This is a genomic window from Micromonospora sp. NPDC049240 (assembly GCF_040647835.1).
In the GTDB taxonomy this organism is placed as follows: Bacteria; Actinomycetota; Actinomycetes; order Mycobacteriales; family Micromonosporaceae; genus Micromonospora.
Map to the genome: position 1 here is coordinate 35,758 of NZ_JBEZCX010000017.1, position 18,022 is coordinate 53,779.

General features: G+C 74.6%; 15 protein-coding genes. 6 read left to right on the top strand and 9 right to left on the bottom strand.

Going from position 1 to position 18,022, the window contains the following annotated elements; genetic code table 11:
• Positions 1 to 79: 79 nt before the first annotated feature.
• The 3 genes from AB0B02_RS24450 to AB0B02_RS24460 all read left to right on the top strand — a co-directional run bounded on the left by AB0B02_RS24450 (position 80) and on the right by AB0B02_RS24460 (position 5,644).
• The gene (locus AB0B02_RS24450; RefSeq protein ID WP_357303840.1) at positions 80 to 2,341 is read left to right on the top strand and encodes a catalase; all 2,262 of its coding nucleotides are present in this window, start codon (positions 80 to 82) and stop codon (positions 2,339 to 2,341) included.
• Positions 2,342 to 2,488: 147 nt separating this feature from the next.
• Positions 2,489 to 4,165 carry a discoidin domain-containing protein gene (locus AB0B02_RS24455; RefSeq protein ID WP_357303843.1) on the top strand — a complete coding sequence of 559 codons (1,677 nt, stop codon included), beginning with the start codon at positions 2,489 to 2,491 and terminating at the stop codon, positions 4,163 to 4,165.
• Between the two features lie 102 nt (positions 4,166 to 4,267).
• Positions 4,268 to 5,644: a glycosyl hydrolase family 18 protein gene (locus tag AB0B02_RS24460; RefSeq protein ID WP_308447808.1), complete on the top strand. Its 1,377-nt coding sequence runs from the start codon at positions 4,268 to 4,270 to the stop codon at positions 5,642 to 5,644.
• Positions 5,645 to 5,687: 43 nt separating this feature from the next.
• Here the strand turns inward: AB0B02_RS24460 and AB0B02_RS24465 are convergent, their stop codons facing one another.
• Entirely contained in the window at positions 5,688 to 6,665 is a 978-nt protein-coding gene (locus AB0B02_RS24465) for a DUF2804 domain-containing protein (protein ID WP_357303848.1), read from the bottom strand.
• Positions 6,666 to 6,753: 88 nt separating this feature from the next.
• Entirely contained in the window at positions 6,754 to 7,509 is a 756-nt protein-coding gene (locus tag AB0B02_RS24470; protein WP_107156618.1) for a peptidylprolyl isomerase, read from the bottom strand.
• Between the two features lie 60 nt (positions 7,510 to 7,569).
• Between AB0B02_RS24470 and AB0B02_RS24475 the strand changes: the two genes are divergently transcribed.
• The 3 genes from AB0B02_RS24475 (at position 7,570) to AB0B02_RS24485 (ending at position 10,471) form a co-directional block, all read left to right on the top strand.
• A complete protein-coding gene (locus AB0B02_RS24475; RefSeq protein ID WP_357303851.1) occupies positions 7,570 to 8,742 on the top strand; it encodes an RNA ligase RtcB family protein in 1,173 nt (390 codons plus the stop codon).
• Positions 8,739 to 9,344 (top strand): peptide chain release factor H, encoded by a 606-nt coding sequence (gene prfH / locus AB0B02_RS24480; protein ID WP_281934782.1) that lies wholly within the window; start codon positions 8,739 to 8,741, stop codon positions 9,342 to 9,344. Before AB0B02_RS24475 ends, prfH begins: the two co-directional genes overlap by 4 nt.
• A 299-nt stretch (positions 9,345 to 9,643) precedes the next feature.
• Positions 9,644 to 10,471, top strand: coding sequence for a DUF72 domain-containing protein (locus AB0B02_RS24485; RefSeq protein WP_357303982.1), 828 nt, complete (start codon positions 9,644 to 9,646; stop codon positions 10,469 to 10,471).
• A gap of 53 nt (positions 10,472 to 10,524) precedes the next feature.
• On the opposite strand, the gene AB0B02_RS24490 is transcribed toward AB0B02_RS24485, so the two are convergent.
• The 7 genes from AB0B02_RS24490 to AB0B02_RS24520 form a co-directional block, all read right to left on the bottom strand.
• Positions 10,525 to 11,943: an ATP-binding protein gene (locus tag AB0B02_RS24490; protein WP_357303854.1), complete on the bottom strand. Its 1,419-nt coding sequence runs from the start codon at positions 11,941 to 11,943 to the stop codon at positions 10,525 to 10,527.
• Entirely contained in the window at positions 11,940 to 13,598 is a 1,659-nt protein-coding gene (locus tag AB0B02_RS24495) for an FAD-dependent oxidoreductase (protein ID WP_281934786.1), read from the bottom strand. The genes AB0B02_RS24490 and AB0B02_RS24495 overlap by 4 nt, the downstream gene beginning before the upstream one ends.
• Before the next feature lie 93 nt (positions 13,599 to 13,691).
• On the bottom strand, positions 13,692 to 14,525 hold the full coding sequence (locus tag AB0B02_RS24500; protein ID WP_357303858.1) for a methyltransferase domain-containing protein: 834 nt from the start codon (positions 14,523 to 14,525) through the stop codon (positions 13,692 to 13,694).
• Positions 14,526 to 14,558: 33 nt separating this feature from the next.
• Positions 14,559 to 15,332, bottom strand: coding sequence for an ABC transporter ATP-binding protein (locus AB0B02_RS24505; RefSeq protein WP_281934789.1), 774 nt, complete (start codon positions 15,330 to 15,332; stop codon positions 14,559 to 14,561).
• Positions 15,332 to 16,069 carry an ABC transporter ATP-binding protein gene (locus tag AB0B02_RS24510; RefSeq protein WP_281934790.1) on the bottom strand — a complete coding sequence of 246 codons (738 nt, stop codon included), beginning with the start codon at positions 16,067 to 16,069 and terminating at the stop codon, positions 15,332 to 15,334. The genes AB0B02_RS24505 and AB0B02_RS24510 overlap by 1 nt, the downstream gene beginning before the upstream one ends.
• Positions 16,066 to 17,151: a branched-chain amino acid ABC transporter permease gene (locus tag AB0B02_RS24515; protein ID WP_357303863.1), complete on the bottom strand. Its 1,086-nt coding sequence runs from the start codon at positions 17,149 to 17,151 to the stop codon at positions 16,066 to 16,068. Before AB0B02_RS24515 ends, AB0B02_RS24510 begins: the two co-directional genes overlap by 4 nt.
• A complete protein-coding gene (locus tag AB0B02_RS24520) occupies positions 17,148 to 18,020 on the bottom strand; it encodes a branched-chain amino acid ABC transporter permease (protein ID WP_357303866.1) in 873 nt (290 codons plus the stop codon). Before AB0B02_RS24520 ends, AB0B02_RS24515 begins: the two co-directional genes overlap by 4 nt.
• Between the last annotated feature and the right edge of the window lie 2 nt (positions 18,021 to 18,022).

The following is an 18,022-nucleotide window of genomic DNA, read 5'->3' on the forward strand; positions in this document are numbered from 1 at the left end:
GTGATCCGTGTTTGTCCTCCCCCGTCCAGGGTAGGGCCCTGAAGGCTAGGTCAAAACGCCGCAGGGAGGACAGAGCCTGATGGACTCCAGCAAGCCCGCCCAGGTCGTCAAAGGTGTCGTCGAGGCCGCTGTCGAGAAGGTCGGCGAGGCGCTGACGCCGGACGTGCCGGGCGCGCCGGGCAGCGCCCCACCGTCGATCGAGGAGCCGACCGCGCCGCACGGCCCGCTGCCGCCCAAGAGCGAGCAGGGCGCGCCGGACACGCGTACCCCGACCGGCGCGGAGACCGGCGTGCCGAAGATCGCCAAGGGGCAGCAGGGGGCGTACCTCACCACCGCCAACGGCGTCCGGCTGCGCGACACCGACCACTCGCTCAAGGCCGGTCCGCGCGGCCCGGTGCTGCTCCAGGACCACCACCTGCGCGAGAAGATCATGCACTTCGACCACGAGCGGATCCCGGAGCGGGTGGTGCACGCCCGCGGCGCCGGCGCGCACGGTGTCTTCGTCGCCAACGGCGCGGCCGAGCAGGTCACCCGCGCCGGCTTCCTGAAGAAGGGGCGCGAGACGCCGGTCTTCGTCCGCTTCTCGACCGTGCTGGGCTCGCGCGGCTCGGCGGACACGGTCCGCGACACCCGGGGCTTCGCCACCAAGTTCTACACCGACGAGGGCACGTTCGACCTGGTCGGCAACAACATGCCGGTCTTCTTCATCCAGGACGCGATCAAGTTCCCGGACATCATCCACGCTGCCAAGCCGCACCCGGACCGGGAGATCCCGCAGGCACAGAGCGCGCACGACACGTTCTGGGACTTCGTCTCGCTGCACACCGAGGCGCAGCACCACACCATCTGGAACATGTCCGACCGGGGCATCCCGCGGTCCTACCGGACCATGGAGGGCTTCGGCGTGCACACGTTCCGCCTGGTCGACGACGCCGGCGCGACGGTGCTCGTCAAGTTCCACTGGAAGCCGAAGCTCGGGGTGCACTCGCTGGAGTGGGAGGAGGCGCAGCTGATCAACGGCATCGACCCGGACTTCCACCGCCGCGACCTGTACGACGCCATCGAGGCCGGCGCGTACCCGCAGTGGGAGCTGGGCATCCAGGTCTTCCCGGACACGCCGGAGGAGACGTTCGCCGGGATCGACCTGCTCGACCCGACGAAGATCGTGCCGGAGGAGCTGGCGCCGGTGCAGGCGATCGGCACGCTCACCCTCAACCGGACGCCGCGCAACTTCTTCGCCGAGACCGAGCAGGTGGCGTTCCACCTGGGGCACCTGCCACCGGGCATCGACGTCACCAACGACCCGCTGTTGCAGGGTCGGCTCTTCTCGTACCTGGACACCCAGCTCACCCGGCTGGCCGGGCCGAACTTCACCCAGATCCCGATCAACCGGCCGCACGCCGACGTCAACGACATGCTCCGGGACGGCTTCCACCAGCAGGCGGTGCACGCCGGGGTGGCGCCCTACCGACCGAACTCGCTCGACGGCGGCAACCCGTTCCCGGCCGGTGACCGGGAGCACGCGTTCGTCGACGTGCCGGTGACGGTGGCCGAGGCGCCGAAGGTCCGGGCCGCGCCGGCCTCCTTCGACGACCACTACAGCCAGGTCCGGCTCTTCTGGGCGAGCATGTCGCCGGTGGAGAAGGAGCACATCATCCGGGCGTACACGTTCGAGCTGGGCAAGTGCTACCACCAGGCGATCAAGGAGCGGCAGCTCCAGTGCCTGGCCAACATCGACCCGGTGCTCTGCGAGCGGGTCGCCACCGGCCTGGGGCTGCCCGCGCCGCAGCCGACCGTGCCGCTGGCCGAGGTGCAGCCCAGCCCGGCGCTGTCCCAGGTCGGCCGGGAGTGGCCGGCCGACGGCCGGATGGTGGGCATCGTGGTCGACGCCGACGGTGACCTCGACGACGTCGCGCAGGTCCAGCGCGCGGTGTTCGCGGCCGGCATGGTGCCGCTGCTGATCGCCGCGCACGGTGGCACGGTGGGCGGGCTGCCGGTGCAGCGTACGTTCGCCACGGCCCGTTCCGTCGAGTTCGACGCGGTCCTGCTGGCCGGCGCGCCGGCGCCGGCGCCGGACGCGTTGCCGGCGCGGGACGCCAAGGCCGGCGCGCCGGGTGCGACCGCCGTCGACCCGCGGGTGTCGCTGCTGGTCGAGGAGGCCTGGCGGCACGCCAAGGCGATCGGCGCGTGGGGCGCCGGCGCCGAGGTGCTGCGACTGACCGGGGTGGCCGGTTCGCCGGGCGTGGTGACCGCGGGCTCCGGCGCGCAGGCGCTGGAGTCGGTGCGGCAACTGATGGCGGCGCACCGGGTCTGGGAGCGGTTCCCGGCCTCGGTCGCCTGACCGACGCACGATCGAGGGGCGGTCCGCCACCGGCGGGCCGCCCCTCACGCTGTTTGTTTCATCGACCTGTCTTAGTATTGCAGTTTCATGTCGCGCGCTGTCATGATGACCGTCAATTTCTTCCTCCCCCTCGAAGGAGCGGTCCACATGGCGCCCACCCGCCGTACCCTGATCCGGTCCGTGGTGGCCGGGTCCGCGCTCGCCGCGCTGCCCGACCTCGCGCTCTCCCCCGCCCCCGCGGCCGCCGCCAGTCCCCCCGGCGACGTGGTCGGCAAGGTCTCCGTCGGCTACCAGGGCTGGTTCAGTTGCCCCGGCGACGGGGCCCCGATCGGCGGCTGGTGGCACTGGAGCCGGGACCGGTTCCAGTCCCCCTCGCCGGCGAACACCACGATCGTGTCCTGGCCGGACATGCGGGAGTACGCCCGCGGCTACCCCACCGCCTATCCGAATCTCGGCGACGGCCGGCCGGCCACGCTCTTCTCCTCCTACGACCAGCAGACCGTGGACACCCACTTCCGCTGGATGCAGGAGTACGGCTGCGACACCGCGGCGCTGCAACGGTTCAACCCGTTCGGCGACGAGGGGCCGACCCGCGACGCGATGGCGGTGAAGGTCCGCTCGGCGGCGGAGCGGTTCGGCCGCAAGTTCTACGTGATGTACGACGTGACCGGCTGGACGGCGATGCAGTCGCAGCTCAAGGAGGACTGGTCGACGAAGATGTCGGCGCACACCGCCTCACCGGCGTACGCCCGGCAGAACGGCAAGCCGGTGGTCTGCGTGTGGGGGTTCGGCTTCGCCGACGACGGCCGGCCGTTCGCGCCCGCCGCCTGCCTGGACGTGGTGCGGTGGCTCAAGGCCCAGGGCTGCTACGTCATCGGTGGCGTGCCGACGTACTGGCGGCAGGGGATCAACGACTCCCGCCCCGGCTTCGCCGACGTCTACCACGCGTTCGACATGCTGTCGCCGTGGATGGTCGGGCGCACCGGCACGCTCGACGGACTGGACTGGTTCCTCACCAACGTCAACGCGCCCGACCTGGCCGACTGCGCCGCGCACGGCATCGACTACCAGCCCTGCGTGATGCCGGGCGACCTGTCCGCCGGCCACCGGCGGCACGGTGACTTCTACTGGCGGCACCTCTACAACATGGTGCGGCTCGGCGCGCATGGCCTCTACGTGTCCATGTTCGACGAGTTCAACGAGGGCAACCAGATCGCCAAGACCAGCGAGACGGCGGCGGCCACCCCGGCCGGGACCGGGATCCGGGCGCTCGACGAGGACGGCACCGCCTGCTCGGCGGACTACTACCTGCGGATCACCGCCGACGGTGGCCGGATGCTCAAGGGCCAGTTGGCGCTCACGGCGGTGCGGCCCACGCCGCCGGTGACCGGGGGCGGGCAGCCGCCCGGCGGCGACCTGGCGGCCGGTCGGCCGGCGTCGGCGAGCAGCCAGCAGAACGGGCCGTTCGGCGCCGGCAACGCGGTCGACGGCGACCGGGGCACGTACTGGGAGTCGGCCAACGGCGCGTTCCCGCAGTGGTGGCAGGTCGACCTCGGCGCGACCGGGCCGGTGGCCCGCCTGGTGCTCGCGCTGCCGGCCGGCTGGGAGGCCCGGACCCAGACGCTCGCGGTGCAGGGCGGCACGGACGGCACGACGTTCACCACGCTGACCGGGCCGGTCGGCGTCCGGTTCGACCCGGCCACCGGCAACCAGGCGACGCTGACGTTCACCGCCACCCCGGTCCGGTACCTGCGGGTGCGGTTCACCGGCAACACCGGCTGGCCCGCCGGACAGCTCGCGCAACTCTCCGCGTACGCCGCCTGACTCATCGAAGTACATCATTGACGGCTTAGTTAATAGTCTTTAATATTTGGTCCACCTCGAGGAACACCCCCTGTCCGCCCCCGTCCCCCGGGAAGGCCCTCGATGCCCACACCCCACCTCCGGCGCCGCCTCGCCGCCGGTGCGCTCGCGCTGGCCACCGCCGCCGCGACGCTCGCCCTCACCCCCTCCGCCGCCGAGGCGGTGGTGCTGCCCAACGGCTTCAAGAGCGTCGGCTACATGCCGTCGTGGAGCGGCAGCGTCACCAGCATCCAGTACGGCAAACTCACCCACGTCAACTACGCCTTCGTGCTGCCCAACGGCGACGGCAGCCTGCGCGCGGTGGAGAACCCGAGCAAACTCTCCTCGCTGGTCTCACTCGGGCACGCCAACAACGTCAAGGTCTCCATCGCCATCGGCGGCTGGAACGACGGCGACGACTCCGCGTTCGAGGCGCTCGCCGCCAACTCCGGCGCCCGCGGCGCGTTCGTGAACAACGTGGTCGCCTTCGTCAACCAGTACAACCTCGACGGGGTCGACATCGACTGGGAGTACCCCGACCCGGGCGCGTCCGCCAGCAACTACACGCTGCTGATGCAGCAACTCGGCAGCGCCCTGCACAGCCGCGGCAAACTGCTCACCGCCGCCGTGGTCGCCGAGGGCTACTACGTCAACGGCGTACCCACCGCGGTCTTCGGCTCGGTGGACTGGCTCAACATCATGGCGTACGACGGCGGCAGCCCGCACGCCAACTACGACTGGTCGATCGCCGCCGTGAACGGGTGGAAGGCGCGCGGCCTGCCCGCCGCCAAGGCGGTGCTCGGCGTGCCGTTCTACAGCCGGCCCGGCTACTACACGTACGCGGCGCTGGTCGGCATGGACCCGGCCAACGCCAACCGGGACTGCACCACGGCCGGCGGCGCGCAGCAGTGCTACAACGGCATCCCGACGGTCAAGCGCAAGACGCAGTGGGCCCTGGCGAACGCCGGCGGCATGATGAACTGGGAGCTGTCCCAGGACACCACCGGCGCGACGTCGCTGGTCAGCGCGATCTACGACACGGTCACCGGCGGCGGCACCACGCCACCGCCGTCCGGGCGTACCGGGCCGATCACCGGCATCGGCGGCAAGTGCGTCGACGTCGCCGCCGCCGGCACCGCCAACGGCACCGCGATCCAGCTCTACACCTGCAACGGCACCGCCGCGCAGAGTTGGACCGTGGGCGGCGACGGCACGCTGCGGTCGCTGGGCAAGTGCCTCGACGTGACAAGCGCCGGCACCGCGAACGGCACGAAGATCCAGCTCTGGGACTGCAACGGCACCGGCGCGCAGGTCTGGCAGGCGCAGAGCAACGGCACGCTGCGCAACCCGGTGTCGAACCGGTGCCTGGACGCCACCGACAACAGCTCCGCCGACGGCACCCGGTTGCAGATCTGGGACTGCTTCGGCGGCGCCAACCAGGTCTGGCGACTGCCGGCCTGACCGCCCGGCCACGCGTCCCCGCCGGCCCCGGCGGGGACGCGTGTCACCAGCGGTTACGCGCCTCCTCGGCCCAGCCGACCAGGCCGTCGAGGTCCACCCGCGCACCGTCGTCGGTGGCGGCCCAGCCGGTGAAGTGCCCGAAGCACTGATGGGTCTCGCCGGCCAGCACCACCAGGTTCGTGCGCCCCACCCGCTCGTGGAACGGATGGAAGGTGACGTCCACCCGGTCGCCGGTGATCCGCCACGGCCGCAGCCAGTCGGCCCGGTCATACCGCCAGGCGAGGTCGTCCCCGATCTTGTGCAGCCGGCCGTCGACGAAGACCGCGTTCTCGGTCGAGCCGGTCCCGTCGGTCCACGTGCCGCCGAGTTGGATCGCCCGGCCGGGCCCGCTGCCCGCCGCCCAGTTCCACCGCACCGCGTACCGCCACTTGCCGCGACCGTGATCCAGCGCCGCGAACGACCCCACGCCCACCGGGTACGTGGTGCCGTCCACCCGCAGCGTGCCGTGCACCGGGCGGCCCACGTCCTTGACCGTGTACTGGAACCGGCGGGTGCTCCACGGCACCACCACGCCGAGCGACTCGTGCCCCGGTGGCAGCGGCACCGTCAGGTCGACCTCGACACCGGGCGCGGTGGCCCGGACAGCGCTGCCGTCGGGGCCCTGGTCCACCTCGATGACCAGTCCGCCACCACGGGCCCGGACCGCCCCCGCGCCGCTGACCGGTGGCAACACCGCGCCCCGGGCGAACGGGACCACCGCCTCGGTGACGGTCTCCCGGCCGGTCCGCCGGTCGAGCAGGTAGAGGCTCTGCACGCCGGCATAGTCCAGCGAGGACGCGACCAGGCCGAGGATGTGCGTCGGGGTGACCACGCCCCAGTGTTCCCACCGCTTGGCCCGACCCCAGCCGCGCAGGTTCGACCGGTGCAGCGGGCGGCGGCTCCACCCGACCGCCGCCGGGTTCAACCGCCCGTCGGGGCGGCACAGGTCGACCGGCTCGGTGATCTCCCGCTCGTGCGTCACCGCCGCAGGCTACCGGGCGGGACGACGGGACGACGACAGCCGCCCGGCGGCCCGGCGGGACGTCAGCCGTCCCACCGGGCCGGCGTCGTCAGCGGCCCCGGGTGGCCTTGCAGATCTCCACCGGCTGGGCGGGCGCGCCGTCCACCGGCGCCGGGTCCTCCGGCGTGGCGGCGATGCCGCCGGCCGCGATCCGGTCCAGCGTGGCCAGTCCGGCCGCGTCGACCCGCCCGAAGACGGTGTAGTTCGGGCGCAGCGCCGAGTCGGCCTGGACCAGGAAGAACTGGCTGCCGTTGGTGTCCGGGCCGGCGTTCGCCATGGCCAACGTGCCACGGGCGTAGAGGCGGCGTACGCCGGTCGGGTCGGTCGGCGCGGGCGGCAGGTCGGTGGGCAGCTCGTCGCGGTACCGGTAACCCGGACCGCCCTCGCCGGTGCCGGACGGGTCACCGCACTGGAGCACCGTCAACGTCGGGTACGCGGTGAGCCGGTGGCAGGGCGTCCGGTCGTAGAACCGGTGCCGGGCCAGGTGCAGGAAGCTCTGCACGGTGCACGGCGCCTGCTCGCGGTCGAGGGTCAGCCCGATCGGCCCCTGGTTGGTGCGCAGCGTGACCCGAACCGTGCCCCGATCCGGCGTACGGCGCGGGTCCGGCGGCAGCGGCACCGGCCGGGCCGCCGGCTCGTCCGGCGTCGGCGTGTACGCGCACGGCCCCTTGGTCGGTGCGGGGTCGGCGGCCGGGGCCGCGGTCGCGGCGACGGCGGAGCCGGCGACCAGTGCGACGGCGGCCACCGTCACCCCGGCGAGGCGGGCCAGCAGCGGGGCGGCGTGCGGTCGGGTTTCGCTCGACACGTGGGTCCTCCCTGGACTCGTGGTACCAGAACGACCGGAGTCTATGGAGCCGGTGACCCGATGTCGACGAAAGTCGGTTGCCGGGCGCGGCGGGGTCCGGGAGGGTGTCGGTCCGTGCCTGCCTCCGTCTCCGTCTTCTCCTCCCCCGGCAGTTGGATCGAGTCCGCCGCACTCGACCAGTGCCACCAGGTCGCCGCGCTGGACGGCATGACGCACGTCGCCGCCATGCCCGACCTGCACCCCGGCAAGGGCGCCCCGATCGGCGCCGCCATGGCCTCGACGGTGCTCTACCCGTTCCTGGTCGGCTCCGACATCGGGTGCGGCATCGCGGTGTTCCCGATCGCGCTGCGCCGGGCCGTACCGGAACGGCTCGCCGCCCGCTTCCCCGACCTGGACCGTGCGCTGCACCCCGAGCGGGACGCCGACGACCCGGCCTGGTCGGTGCTGACCGGCGACGTGCCCGCCGGCCACCTCGACGGCCTCGGCACGGTCGGCCGGGGCAACCACTTCGTCGAGCTGGCCCGCGTCGGCGCGCTCGACGCGCCGGAGCACGCCGAGCGGCTCGGGCTGGCCACCGGCGACCTGGTGCTGGTGGTGCACTCCGGGTCACGCGGGCTGGGCGAACGGATCCTGCGCGAGCACACCGAGGCGCACGGCGCCGGCCCCACGCCCGAGCCGGACGCCTACCTGGCCCGGCACGACGACGCCGTCCGGTGGGGCTCGCTCAACCGGCGACTGCTGGCCGCCCGGGTCGCGTACGCGCTGGGCGCCGAGCCCACCGAGCCGGTCGTCGACCAGTGCCACAACCTGGTGGAGCTCCGTGACGGGCACTACCTGCACCGCAAGGGCGCGGCCCCGGGCGACGGACGGGACGTGCTGGTCGCCGGCACCCGGGGCACCCCGTCCTACCTGGTGGCCGCGCATGCCGACGCGGACGCCAACCACTCGGTGGCGCACGGCGCCGGCCGGAAGATGTCCCGCGCCGACGCGCTGCGCCGGGGGAAGGCCAAGCACACCGTCGAGGAGCTACGCCGCACGCCGGTCGGCTCGATCGTGGTGTGCGGCGACCGGCAACTGCTGTTCGAGGAGGCGCCCACCGCGTACAAGCGGATCGAGCAGGTGATCGGCGACCTGGTGGCGCACCGTCTGGCCACGCCGGTCACCACCACGGTGCCCCTGGTCACCTACAAGACGCCTGATGTCGCGCCGGGTCGCCGCCGGGGGCGGCGGTGACGGACCTGTTCCTGTCCGCCGGGCGTGGCCCGGCGGAGTGCGCGTGGGCGCTGGCCCGGCTGTTGTCCCGCCTGGAGGCCGACGCCGCCCGGCACCGCCTGGGCACGACCCGGGTGGAGAGCGTGCCGGGTGACCGGCCGGGCACCTGGCGGTCGGTGCGGCTGCGGATCACCGGTCCCGGCGCGGAGGAGTTCGCCGCCGGCTGGACCGGCACGCTCTGCTGGCAGGCGCCCAGCCCCTACCGGCCGGGTCACGGGCGCAAGAACTGGTTCGTCACCGCCCGCCCGTACCGGGCCGACGCCGAGGCCACGCCGTTCCACGAGAGCGACGTCGCGTTCGTGCCCTGCCGCACCGGCGGACCCGGCGGGCAGCACCGGAACAAGGCCAGCACGGCCGTCCGGGCCACCCACCGGCCCTCCGGCCGGACCGTGGTGGTGGACACCGAACGGCACCTGCACCTCAACCGCCGGATCGCGGTCGAGCTGCTGCGCCGGCGGGTCGCCGAGGACGACGGGGCCGCCCGGCGCGACGGCGCGACGGCCCGCTGGCGGACCCACGACGAGCTGGTCCGCGGCGACCCGACGCGGGTGGAGCGGCCGTGACACGCACCGCCGCGCTCTGACCCGCGGCTGCGAGTCGGCGCCCCGGGCTGTTCCCGGCGTGTCGGAGCCGGCGGCAGTGGGACGTCTGACGCGGTATACCTCAGCGTCATAATTATGACGCTGAGGTATACCCCCTCACACCTGATTGTTCCTTCGGCGAGGTCACGCACCGTGACCGGGGGCGAGGCGCGGCCCGATCCGACCCGTCGACGGGAGCCGGATACGGTGGGCGCGGTTCGGGCGGTCCCGCCCGACGCCGTGCGGGAGGAGACCGGATGCGGCTGCACGTCGGGTGCGCCATGTGGACGCACCGGTCCTGGGCAGGCCGGTTCCTGCCGCACCCGCTGCCGGCCGGTGAGCGGCTGCGCGCGTACGCCGGCTGGTGCGACGCGGTCGAGGGCAACACCACGTTCTACGCCACCCCGGCCCGGGACACGGTGGCGTCCTGGGCGGAACAGACCGACCCGGAGTTCCGCTTCCTGGCGAAGCTGCCCAAGGTGGTCACGCACGAGCGCCGCCTCACCGGTGGCGAGGCCGAGCTCCGGGCGTTCCTGGACGCGATGGAACCGCTCGGCCCACGGGCGCACATGCTCTGGGTGCAGCTGCCCGGCTCGTTCGGCCCGACCGACGTGCCCGACCTCGACCGGTTCCTGCGTACCCTGCCCGCCACCCACCGCTACGCGGTCGAGGTCCGACACCCCGCCTTCTTCACCGACGCCGACGCAATCCGGCTGCTGGAGCGGATGCTCGGCCGGGCCGACGCGGAGTGGGTCCCGTTCGACACCACCGCGTTCTTCCGGACGCCGCCGACCAGCGACGCGGAGCGGGAGGCGTGGACGCGCAAGCCGCGCCTGCCGAGACGCACCGGGGCGCTGACCGACCGGCCGGTGGTGCGCTACCTCGGCCGGGACGACCCGGCCGCGACGGTCGAGGGCTGGCAGCCGTGGCTGGACGTGGTCGTCGGCTGGCTGCGCGAGGGCCGCTCGCCGACCGTGTTCGTGCACACGCCGGACAACGCGGACGCCCCCGAGCTGGCCCGGCGCTTCCACGACCAGGTGCGCGCCCGCCTGCCCGAGCTGGCGCCGCCGCCCGAGCCGGCCCCGGTCGGCCCGGCCACGCTGTTCTGACCGCCGTCGCGGGCCGCCCGGCCGGCATCGGCCGGCCCTCTACCCGCGCCCGGTCAGGCCGGCGTGAGCGGCAGCAGCACCGTGAACCGGGTGTCGCCGGGCTCCGACCGGACCCGGATGTCGCCGTGGTGCTTGTTGACCACGATCCGGTACGAGATGTCCAACCCGAGACCGGTGCCCTCGCCGACCGCCTTGGTGGTGAAGAACGGCTCGAAGATGCGCGGCCGGACCGCCGGCGGGATACCCGGACCGGTGTCGGCGATCTCCACGGTCAGCCGGTCGTCGGTGCGGCCGGTGCGCACCGTCAACGTGCCGTCGCCGGCCATCGCGCCCAGCGCGTTGTCGATGAGGTTCGTCCAGACCTGGTTGAGTTCGGCCGCGTACGCCGACACCGTGGGCAGACTCCGGTCGTACTCCCGGACCACCCGGACACCCGCCGGGATCTTCGCCTGGAGCATCACCAGCGTGGCGTCGAGCAGCTCGTGCACGTCCACCGTCTGGAAGGGCGCGCGGTCGAGCTGGGAATACTGCTTCGCGGCGCCGACCAGCCCGGACACCCGGGTGACCGCGTCGTCGATCTCGCCCATCAGCAGCTCGGTGTCGATGGTGTAGGTGATCCAGTGCACCGCCGACTCCAGGTCGTCGCCGCCGACCGCGGCGTCGACCTGGGCCAGCCAGCCGGTGTCGAGCCCGCCGGCCACCAGTGTCGGGGCCAGCTCCCAGGCCCCGCGTACGCCGTGCTCGTCGAGCCAGTCGGCCAGCTCGTCCTCGGCGTCGCTGGCCGCCAGCGGCGACAGCGTGGGAGCGGCGGCGGCCCGCTTCACCGCTTCCTCCTGCAACGCGACCAGGTCGTGCAGGCGCCGCCCGTCGAGCCGACCGTCGGCGATCATGGCGAGCTTGTGCCGCATCTTGGCCACCCGGCCGCGCAGCGCCGACGTGGCCCGGACCGCCGCCGCCGCCGGATTGTTCAGCTCGTGGGTGAGCCCGGCGGAGAGCGCGCCCAGCGCCAGCAGCCGTTCCCGCTCGCCGACGATGGTCTGCGTGTTGCGCATCCCGATGAACAGCCCCTCCAGCAGGTGGGTGGCCATCGGGAACCAGCCACGCATGGCGTCCGCGATGATCGCCGCGGGCAGCGCGAACACCGCGCAGTCGGTGACCGCGCGCAGGCTGTTGCGGTAGCGCTGCTCGGCCGGGTCGCCGACGTACGCCTGCATGGCGCCGCCGTAGACGCCGCGCTGGCTGGTGCGGCTCACCTCCACCTCGTCGCCCTGGACCCGCTGGTGCATCGCCACGGTGCCGTCCAGCAGCACGTAGAAGCAGCTCGCCGGCTCGCCCTCGACGTAGACCGCCTCGCCGGCGCGACGCCGCTCCACCCGGCCGTGCTCGGCCAGGTGGGCGAGCTGCTCCTGGGTCAGCGACTCGAACAGGAACAGCCCGCGAAGCTCGTCGGTGGTGAGCCGATCAGCACTCATTGCGCCTCCAGGTACCGGTGCACCAGTGAGACCGCCATCGCGCCCTCCCCCACCGCCGACGCGACGCGCTTCACCGAGTCGGCCCGCACGTCCCCGGCGGCGAACACGCCCGGCATGCTGGACTCCAGGTGGTAGGGGTCGCGCGGCAGGGACCAGCCGGCCGGCCGGTGGCCGCCCCGGGTGAGGTCCGGCCCGGTCAGCACGAAGCCCCGACGGTCCCGGACCACCGCGCCGTCGAGCCAGTCGGTGTGCGGCTCCGCGCCGATGAAGACGAACAGCCACGAGGTGTCCGCGTCCCGGGTCTCGCCGGTGCGCATGTCCCGCAGCGTCACCCGCTCCAGGTGCTCCTGACCGGCGCCGCCGACGACCTCGGTGCACGGGTGCACCTCGATGGCGTCGATCCGGGCGATCTGGTCGATCAGGTAGCTGGACATCGACCGGGACAGGTCGTCGCCGCGGATGAGCAGGTGCACCCGGCGGGCGTACCGGGAGAAGTGCACCGCGGCCTGGCCGGCCGAGTTCGCGCCACCGACGATGTAGACGTCCTCCCCGGCGCAGCTCGGCGCCTCACTCGCCACCGAGCCGTAGAAGCAGCCGCGCCCGGTCAGCTCGGCCAGCCCGGGTGCCGGCAGCATCCGGTAGGAGACGCCGGTGGCCAGCACCACGGTGTGCGCGGCGACGCTGCTGCCGTCGCTGAACCGCAGCACCCGCGCGCCGCCCGCGTTCTCCAGCGACACCACCTCGCGCGCGCTGAGCAGCTCCGCGCCGAACCGCAGCGCCTGCCGGCGGGCCCGGTCGGTGAGCTGGGCGCCGGAGACGCCGTCCGGGAAGCCGAGGTAGTTCTCGATCCGGCTGCTCTGCCCGGCCTGCCCGCCGGTCGCCCGCCGCTCGATCAGCACGGTCCGCAACCCCTCCGAGGCGCCGTAGACCGCCGCGCCCAGCCCGGCCGGGCCGGCGCCGACCACCACCAGGTCGTAGAACTCGGCGGCCGGCGTGGTGGCGAGGCCGACCCGCGCGGCCAGGTCGGCCGTCGTCGGCCGCACCAGCGACGTGCCGTCCGCGGTCACCACCAGGGGTACGTCGTCAGCGGTCACGCCCGCGGCGCTGAGCAGCCCGGCGCCCTCCGGCTCGTCGGCGAGCACCCAGCGGAACGGCACCAGGTTGCGGGCCAGGAAGTCACGCGCCGTGAACGACGGCGCCGACCAGCGGTGCCCGACCACGCGCAGCTCGGGCGTGGTCGTGGCGCCCTCCGCGGTCCACGCCGCCAGGAGCTGGTCCAGCACCGGGTAGAGCTTCTCCTCCGGCGGGTGCCACGGCTTGAGCAGGTAGTGGTCGAGGTCCACCACGTTGATCGCGTTGATCGCGGCGTCGGTGTCGGCGTACGCGGTGAGCAGGACCCGGCGCGCGGCGGGGAAGAGGTCCATCGCCGCCTCGAGGAACTCGATGCCGTTCATCTGCGGCATCCGGTAGTCGGCGAGCAGCACCGCCACCTGCTCGCCGCGCAACTTCAACTCGCGCAGCGCGTCCAGAGCCGCCTCGGCGGAGTCGGCCCGGACCACCCGGTAGCGGTCGCCGTAGCGACGCCGGATGTCGCGGGCGACCGCCCGCGAGACGGCCGGGTCGTCGTCGACGGTGAGGATCGCGGGGTTGGGCATGCCGTCCATCCAAGCACCCGCCCTGGCCGACCCGCACCACCAGACCGGGTGGCGCGGGCCTCGGCGGGGGTCCACTACGCCGAGGCCCGCGCGTCACCGCCGCACCGGACCCCGACGCCGGCCCCGGGTCGACACGAACTGGTACGACATCGCGGCGAACCCGGGGTCGCGCAGGAGCCGGCGGAACGCGTCGAGCTGGCCCGGCGACAGCCCGGCGTCGAGCAGTTCCGGCTCGAGCTGACGGGAGTTCGTGCCGTACAGCGAGATGCCGAGCGAGCCGCCCGCCCAGCTCTGCGCGTGGCTGACGGTGTCGACGTCGACCAGGCCGGCGGCGGCCAGTTCGGCGTGCACGTCCTGCGCCCAGGCCAGGTCCGCGCCGTGGCTCTGAAGGATGCTCAGCATCGCGTCCGTGACCTGGGCGAAGAGTTTCGCCGCGTCGTCGCTCGGCGCGGTGAGCACCCGCAGCGGCGCGGTGCAGTCGAACTCCTCGACCACCAGCCACCCGCCCGGGGCGAGCGCGCCGGCCAGCGTGCGCAGGACCCGGCGCCGCTCCGGCAGGTGCAGCAGCACCAGCCGGGCGTGGATCACGTCGAACCCGTCCCCCGGCGGCGGCTCCCGGCGCACGTCGTGCCGGCGGACGTCGAGGTTGCCGGCCGGCCGCAGATGCGTCAGGTCGAGGTCGGTGGCGAGCACCCGGCCGCTCGGGCCGACGGCGGCGGCCATGGCGCGGGCCACCGAGCCGCCGCCGGCGCCGACCTCCCAGCACCGGACACCGGGGGCGAGCAGCGGCGCGGCGAGCCGGCCGGTGGTGATCGGGTCGAGGAAGGCTTCGAGCGCGTGCAGTTGGGGCACCGCGTCGGCGGCGCCGGTGTCGAAGGCGTAGTCGCTCCCGGGGGCGGACTCGGTCTCGGGGACGTCGGTCGGCATCGTTCCTCGTTCCTGTGTTCGTGGTCGGTCGGTTCACGGGCCCGAGGGCGTGGGCAGCCCGGGCCGGGGCCGGGGAGCCGGTGGCTCCGCGACCGCGGCGACGCTGAGCAGCGCCGCCACCGCGCCCGGGTCGGCCCGGGCCTCGTCGGCCGGCCGGTCGTAGACCACCCGGCCGTACTCCAGCACCGCGACCCGGTCGGCGACCTCGACCGCGTGCCGGATCTGCTGCTCCACCAGCAGCACGGTCAGCCCGGCCCCGGCCAGCGACCGGACCAGGTGGCGGACCCGCAGCGCCAGGTCCGGTGCGAGCCCTTCGCAGGGCTCGTCGAGCAGCAGCACGCGGGGCTGGCCGAGCAGCGCCCGGGCGATCGCCAGCATCTGCTGTTCACCGCCGGAGAGCTGGTCGCCGCGGTGCCGCAGCCGGTCGGCGAGCCGGGGCAGCAGCTCCAGCACCCGGGCGACCGTCCAGCCCTCGCCGCCCGGCGTCGCCGCCCGCCACGGCGCGGCGGCCAGGACCAGGTGCTCGGCCACGGTCAGCCGGGAGAAGACCCGCCGGCCCTGCGGCACCAGTCCCACCCCGGCGCGGGCGATCCGGTGCGGCTGCCGTCCGGTGACCGGTACGCCGCCCAGCTCGACCCGCCCGGCGTGCGGCCGGACCAGGCCGGCCACGCAGTGCACGAGCGTGCTCTTGCCGGCGCCGTTGCGGCCCACCACCACCTGCACCGTGCCGGGCCGCACGTCGAGGCTCACCTCGTGCAGCACGGTGCCACCGGCGTAGCCGGCGCAGAGCCGGTCGATGCGCAGCATCACGTCACTCCCTCCGCGTACGCCTCCCGGACCGGGCCGGACGCGCGGATCTCGGCGGGCGACCCGGTGGCGAGCGTCCGGCCGTCGCGCAGCACGGTCACCGTGTCGCAGAGCGCGTAGACCAGGTCCAGCCGGTGCTCGACCAGCAGCACCGCGACCGCGCGGGGCAGCCCGCGCAGGAACTCCGCCAGCCAGCCGACCTCCGCCGCGGACAGCCCGGCGGCCGGCTCGTCGAGCAGCAGCAGCCGGGGCCGCCCGGCCAGCGCCACCGCGATCTCCAGTTGCCGGCGCTGCCCGTGGGCGAACTGCCCGGCCGGCGTCGCGGCGAGGTCGCCGAGGCCGACCCGGTCCAGCAGCGCGTCCGCGGTGCGTCCGGCCGCCCGCCGCCGCGCCGCCGGCTGCCACCGGCCGGCCCGCCGGGGCAGCGCGGCGACCAGCACGTTCTCCCGGGCGGTAAGCGAACCCCAGACGGCGGGACGCTGGTGGATCCGGCCGAGGCCGCGCCGGGCCCGGGCGGCCGGCCCGAGCCGGGTGACGTCGTGCCCGCCCAGCCTGATCCGGCCGGCGGCCGGCCGGGTGGCGCCGGCCACCACGTCGAGCAGCGTGGTCTTGCCCGCGCCGTTCGGCCCGATCAGCGCGTGCCGCTGCCCGAGCGGCAGCCGCAGGTCGACGCCGTCCAGCGCGGTCAGCGACCCGTACCGCACGGTGACCGCCTCGGCGGTGAGCAGCGGCGTCATGCGCGTACCCCGGTCACCGCGGGTGGCCGGCGGACGTCGCCGGGACGCGCGTCGTCCGGGGCGGACGGCGGCCGTGCACGCCCGGCCCGGCGGGTGCGGCGGGCGGTGGGCAGCAGGTGCGCGACCACGACGAAGGCCAGGCCCAGCACCAGCGGCGCCTGCCCGGGCAACGCGCCGAACAGCCAGTCCCGGGCGGCGACCACAAGCACGCCGCCGACCAGCGCGCCACCGACCGAGGCGGTCCCGCCGACGACCACGCCGAGCAGCAGCAGCGCGGAGGTGTCGAACCCGAAGTCGGCCGGCGAGACGTACTGCTGCGCGGTGACCAGCAGCGAGCCGGCGGCGCCGGCGATCGCGCCGGCGGCGACGTGGACACCGGCCACGTGCGCCGCCACCCGGTGCCCGCTGGCCCGCAGCCGCGCCTCGTCGTCCCGGCCGGCCCGCAGCAGCAGCCCGACCCGGCCGCGCAGCACCAGCAGCACCAGGCCGGCCAGCACCGCCACCACCACCAGCGTGTAGAGGTAGCGGGCCCGGTCGGTGGCCAGCACCGGCAGCCCCCACAGCGGCCGGGTCGCGGCGATGCCGGCGAGACCGTCCGTGCCGCCGGTCACCGACGTCCACCGGCCGGCGAGGACCACCGCCAGCTCACCGACCGCCAGCGTGATCATCAGGAGCACCACCCCGCGGGCCGGGAGCACCAGCGGCAGCGCCACCACGGCCAGCGCCGCCCCCGCCCCGGCCGCGACGAGCAGGTGCACCGGCCCGACGTCGGAGAGCTGGTTGCCGACCACCGCGCCGGCGTACGCGCCGGCCGCGTAGGGCGCGGTCTGGCCGAGCGTGGGCAGCCCGGCGACGCCGGTCAGCAGCGCGACGCTCACCGCGACCAGGCCCAACGCCAGCGTGCGGGCCAGCAACGCCACGGTGTAGTCGTCCACCGTCCAGGGCGCGGCGACCAGGCCGACAAGCACCGCCGCGGCAACGGTCACACGCAGCAGCCGGACGGCCCGCTCCCGCACGTCGTCCACCGCGCGCCGCCCGGACCACGTGGTCACCCGCAGCGCCCGCACGGCCCGGTCCCTCATGTCGCCCTCCGGGCGGTGGCCAGGCCGCGCGCCCGGACCGCGAGCACCACCGCCATGGCGGCGAAGAGCAGGAACGGGGCGGCCGACGGGACGAGCGCCACGCCGAGCGTCTGGATCTGCCCGACCGCCAGCGCCGCGAGCAGCGTGCCGGTCATCGAGCCGAGGCCACCGAGCACCACCACGACCAGGGAGAGCAGCAGCACCGCGTCGGCGGTGCCCGGCCCCGGACCGATGATCGGCGCGCCGAGCACGCCCGCGGCCCCGGCCAGCGCACCGGCCGCGGCCAGCACGCCGACCCGCACCACGGCCGGGCTCACCCCGAGCGTGGCGACCATCTCGGCGTCGTCGACCGCGGCCCGCACCAGCATGCCGGCCCGGGTGCGACGCACCCCCAGGTGCAGCAGGCCGGCGAGCAACGCGGCCACCAGGATGAAGACCAGCCGGTACGCGGCGTAGCGGTGCCCCGCCACCGCCACCGACCCGTCCAGCGCGGCCGGTACCCGGACCGGCGGGTCGTCCGGGCCGAACGCGGCCACCAGCAGGCTGCCGCCGGCCAGCGCGACGCCGAAGGTGACGAGCGCCTGGGTGAGGTGCCCGGCCGCCGCGACGCGGGTGAGCAGCACCGCGACCAGCGCGCCGGCGGCGGTGGCGGCGAGCACGCCGACCGCCAGCGCGAGCGCCAGGCTGGCCCAGCCACCGTCCAGCAGCGCGGCGGCGGTGTAGCCGCCGATCGCGAACAGCGTGCCGTGGGCCAGGTTCAGGATGCCGGCCACGCCGAAGCAGAGCACCAGCCCGGACGCGGCGACGAACACCAGCAGCCCGTAGGCGACCCCGTCCACGGCCGGGACGACGTACGGGTCGACCGGCACGT

Excerpts from the sequence above, each read along its gene's own strand:
- AB0B02_RS24450 (WP_357303840.1), top strand. The coding sequence starts at position 80 with ATGGACTCCAGCAAGCCCGCCCAGGTCGTCAAAGGTGTCGTCGAGGCC.
- AB0B02_RS24455 (WP_357303843.1), top strand. The coding sequence starts at position 2,489 with ATGGCGCCCACCCGCCGTACCCTGATCCGGTCCGTGGTGGCCGGGTCC.
- AB0B02_RS24460 (WP_308447808.1), top strand. The coding sequence starts at position 4,268 with ATGCCCACACCCCACCTCCGGCGCCGCCTCGCCGCCGGTGCGCTCGCG.
- AB0B02_RS24475 (WP_357303851.1), top strand. The coding sequence starts at position 7,570 with ATGTCGACGAAAGTCGGTTGCCGGGCGCGGCGGGGTCCGGGAGGGTGT.
- AB0B02_RS24485 (WP_357303982.1), top strand. The coding sequence starts at position 9,644 with ATGTGGACGCACCGGTCCTGGGCAGGCCGGTTCCTGCCGCACCCGCTG.
- AB0B02_RS24490 (WP_357303854.1), bottom strand. The coding sequence starts at position 11,943 with ATGAGTGCTGATCGGCTCACCACCGACGAGCTTCGCGGGCTGTTCCTG.
- AB0B02_RS24495 (WP_281934786.1), bottom strand. The coding sequence starts at position 13,598 with ATGCCCAACCCCGCGATCCTCACCGTCGACGACGACCCGGCCGTCTCG.
- AB0B02_RS24500 (WP_357303858.1), bottom strand. The coding sequence starts at position 14,525 with ATGCCGACCGACGTCCCCGAGACCGAGTCCGCCCCCGGGAGCGACTAC.
- AB0B02_RS24505 (WP_281934789.1), bottom strand. The coding sequence starts at position 15,332 with ATGCTGCGCATCGACCGGCTCTGCGCCGGCTACGCCGGTGGCACCGTG.
- AB0B02_RS24510 (WP_281934790.1), bottom strand. The coding sequence starts at position 16,069 with ATGACGCCGCTGCTCACCGCCGAGGCGGTCACCGTGCGGTACGGGTCG.
- AB0B02_RS24515 (WP_357303863.1), bottom strand. The coding sequence starts at position 17,151 with ATGAGGGACCGGGCCGTGCGGGCGCTGCGGGTGACCACGTGGTCCGGG.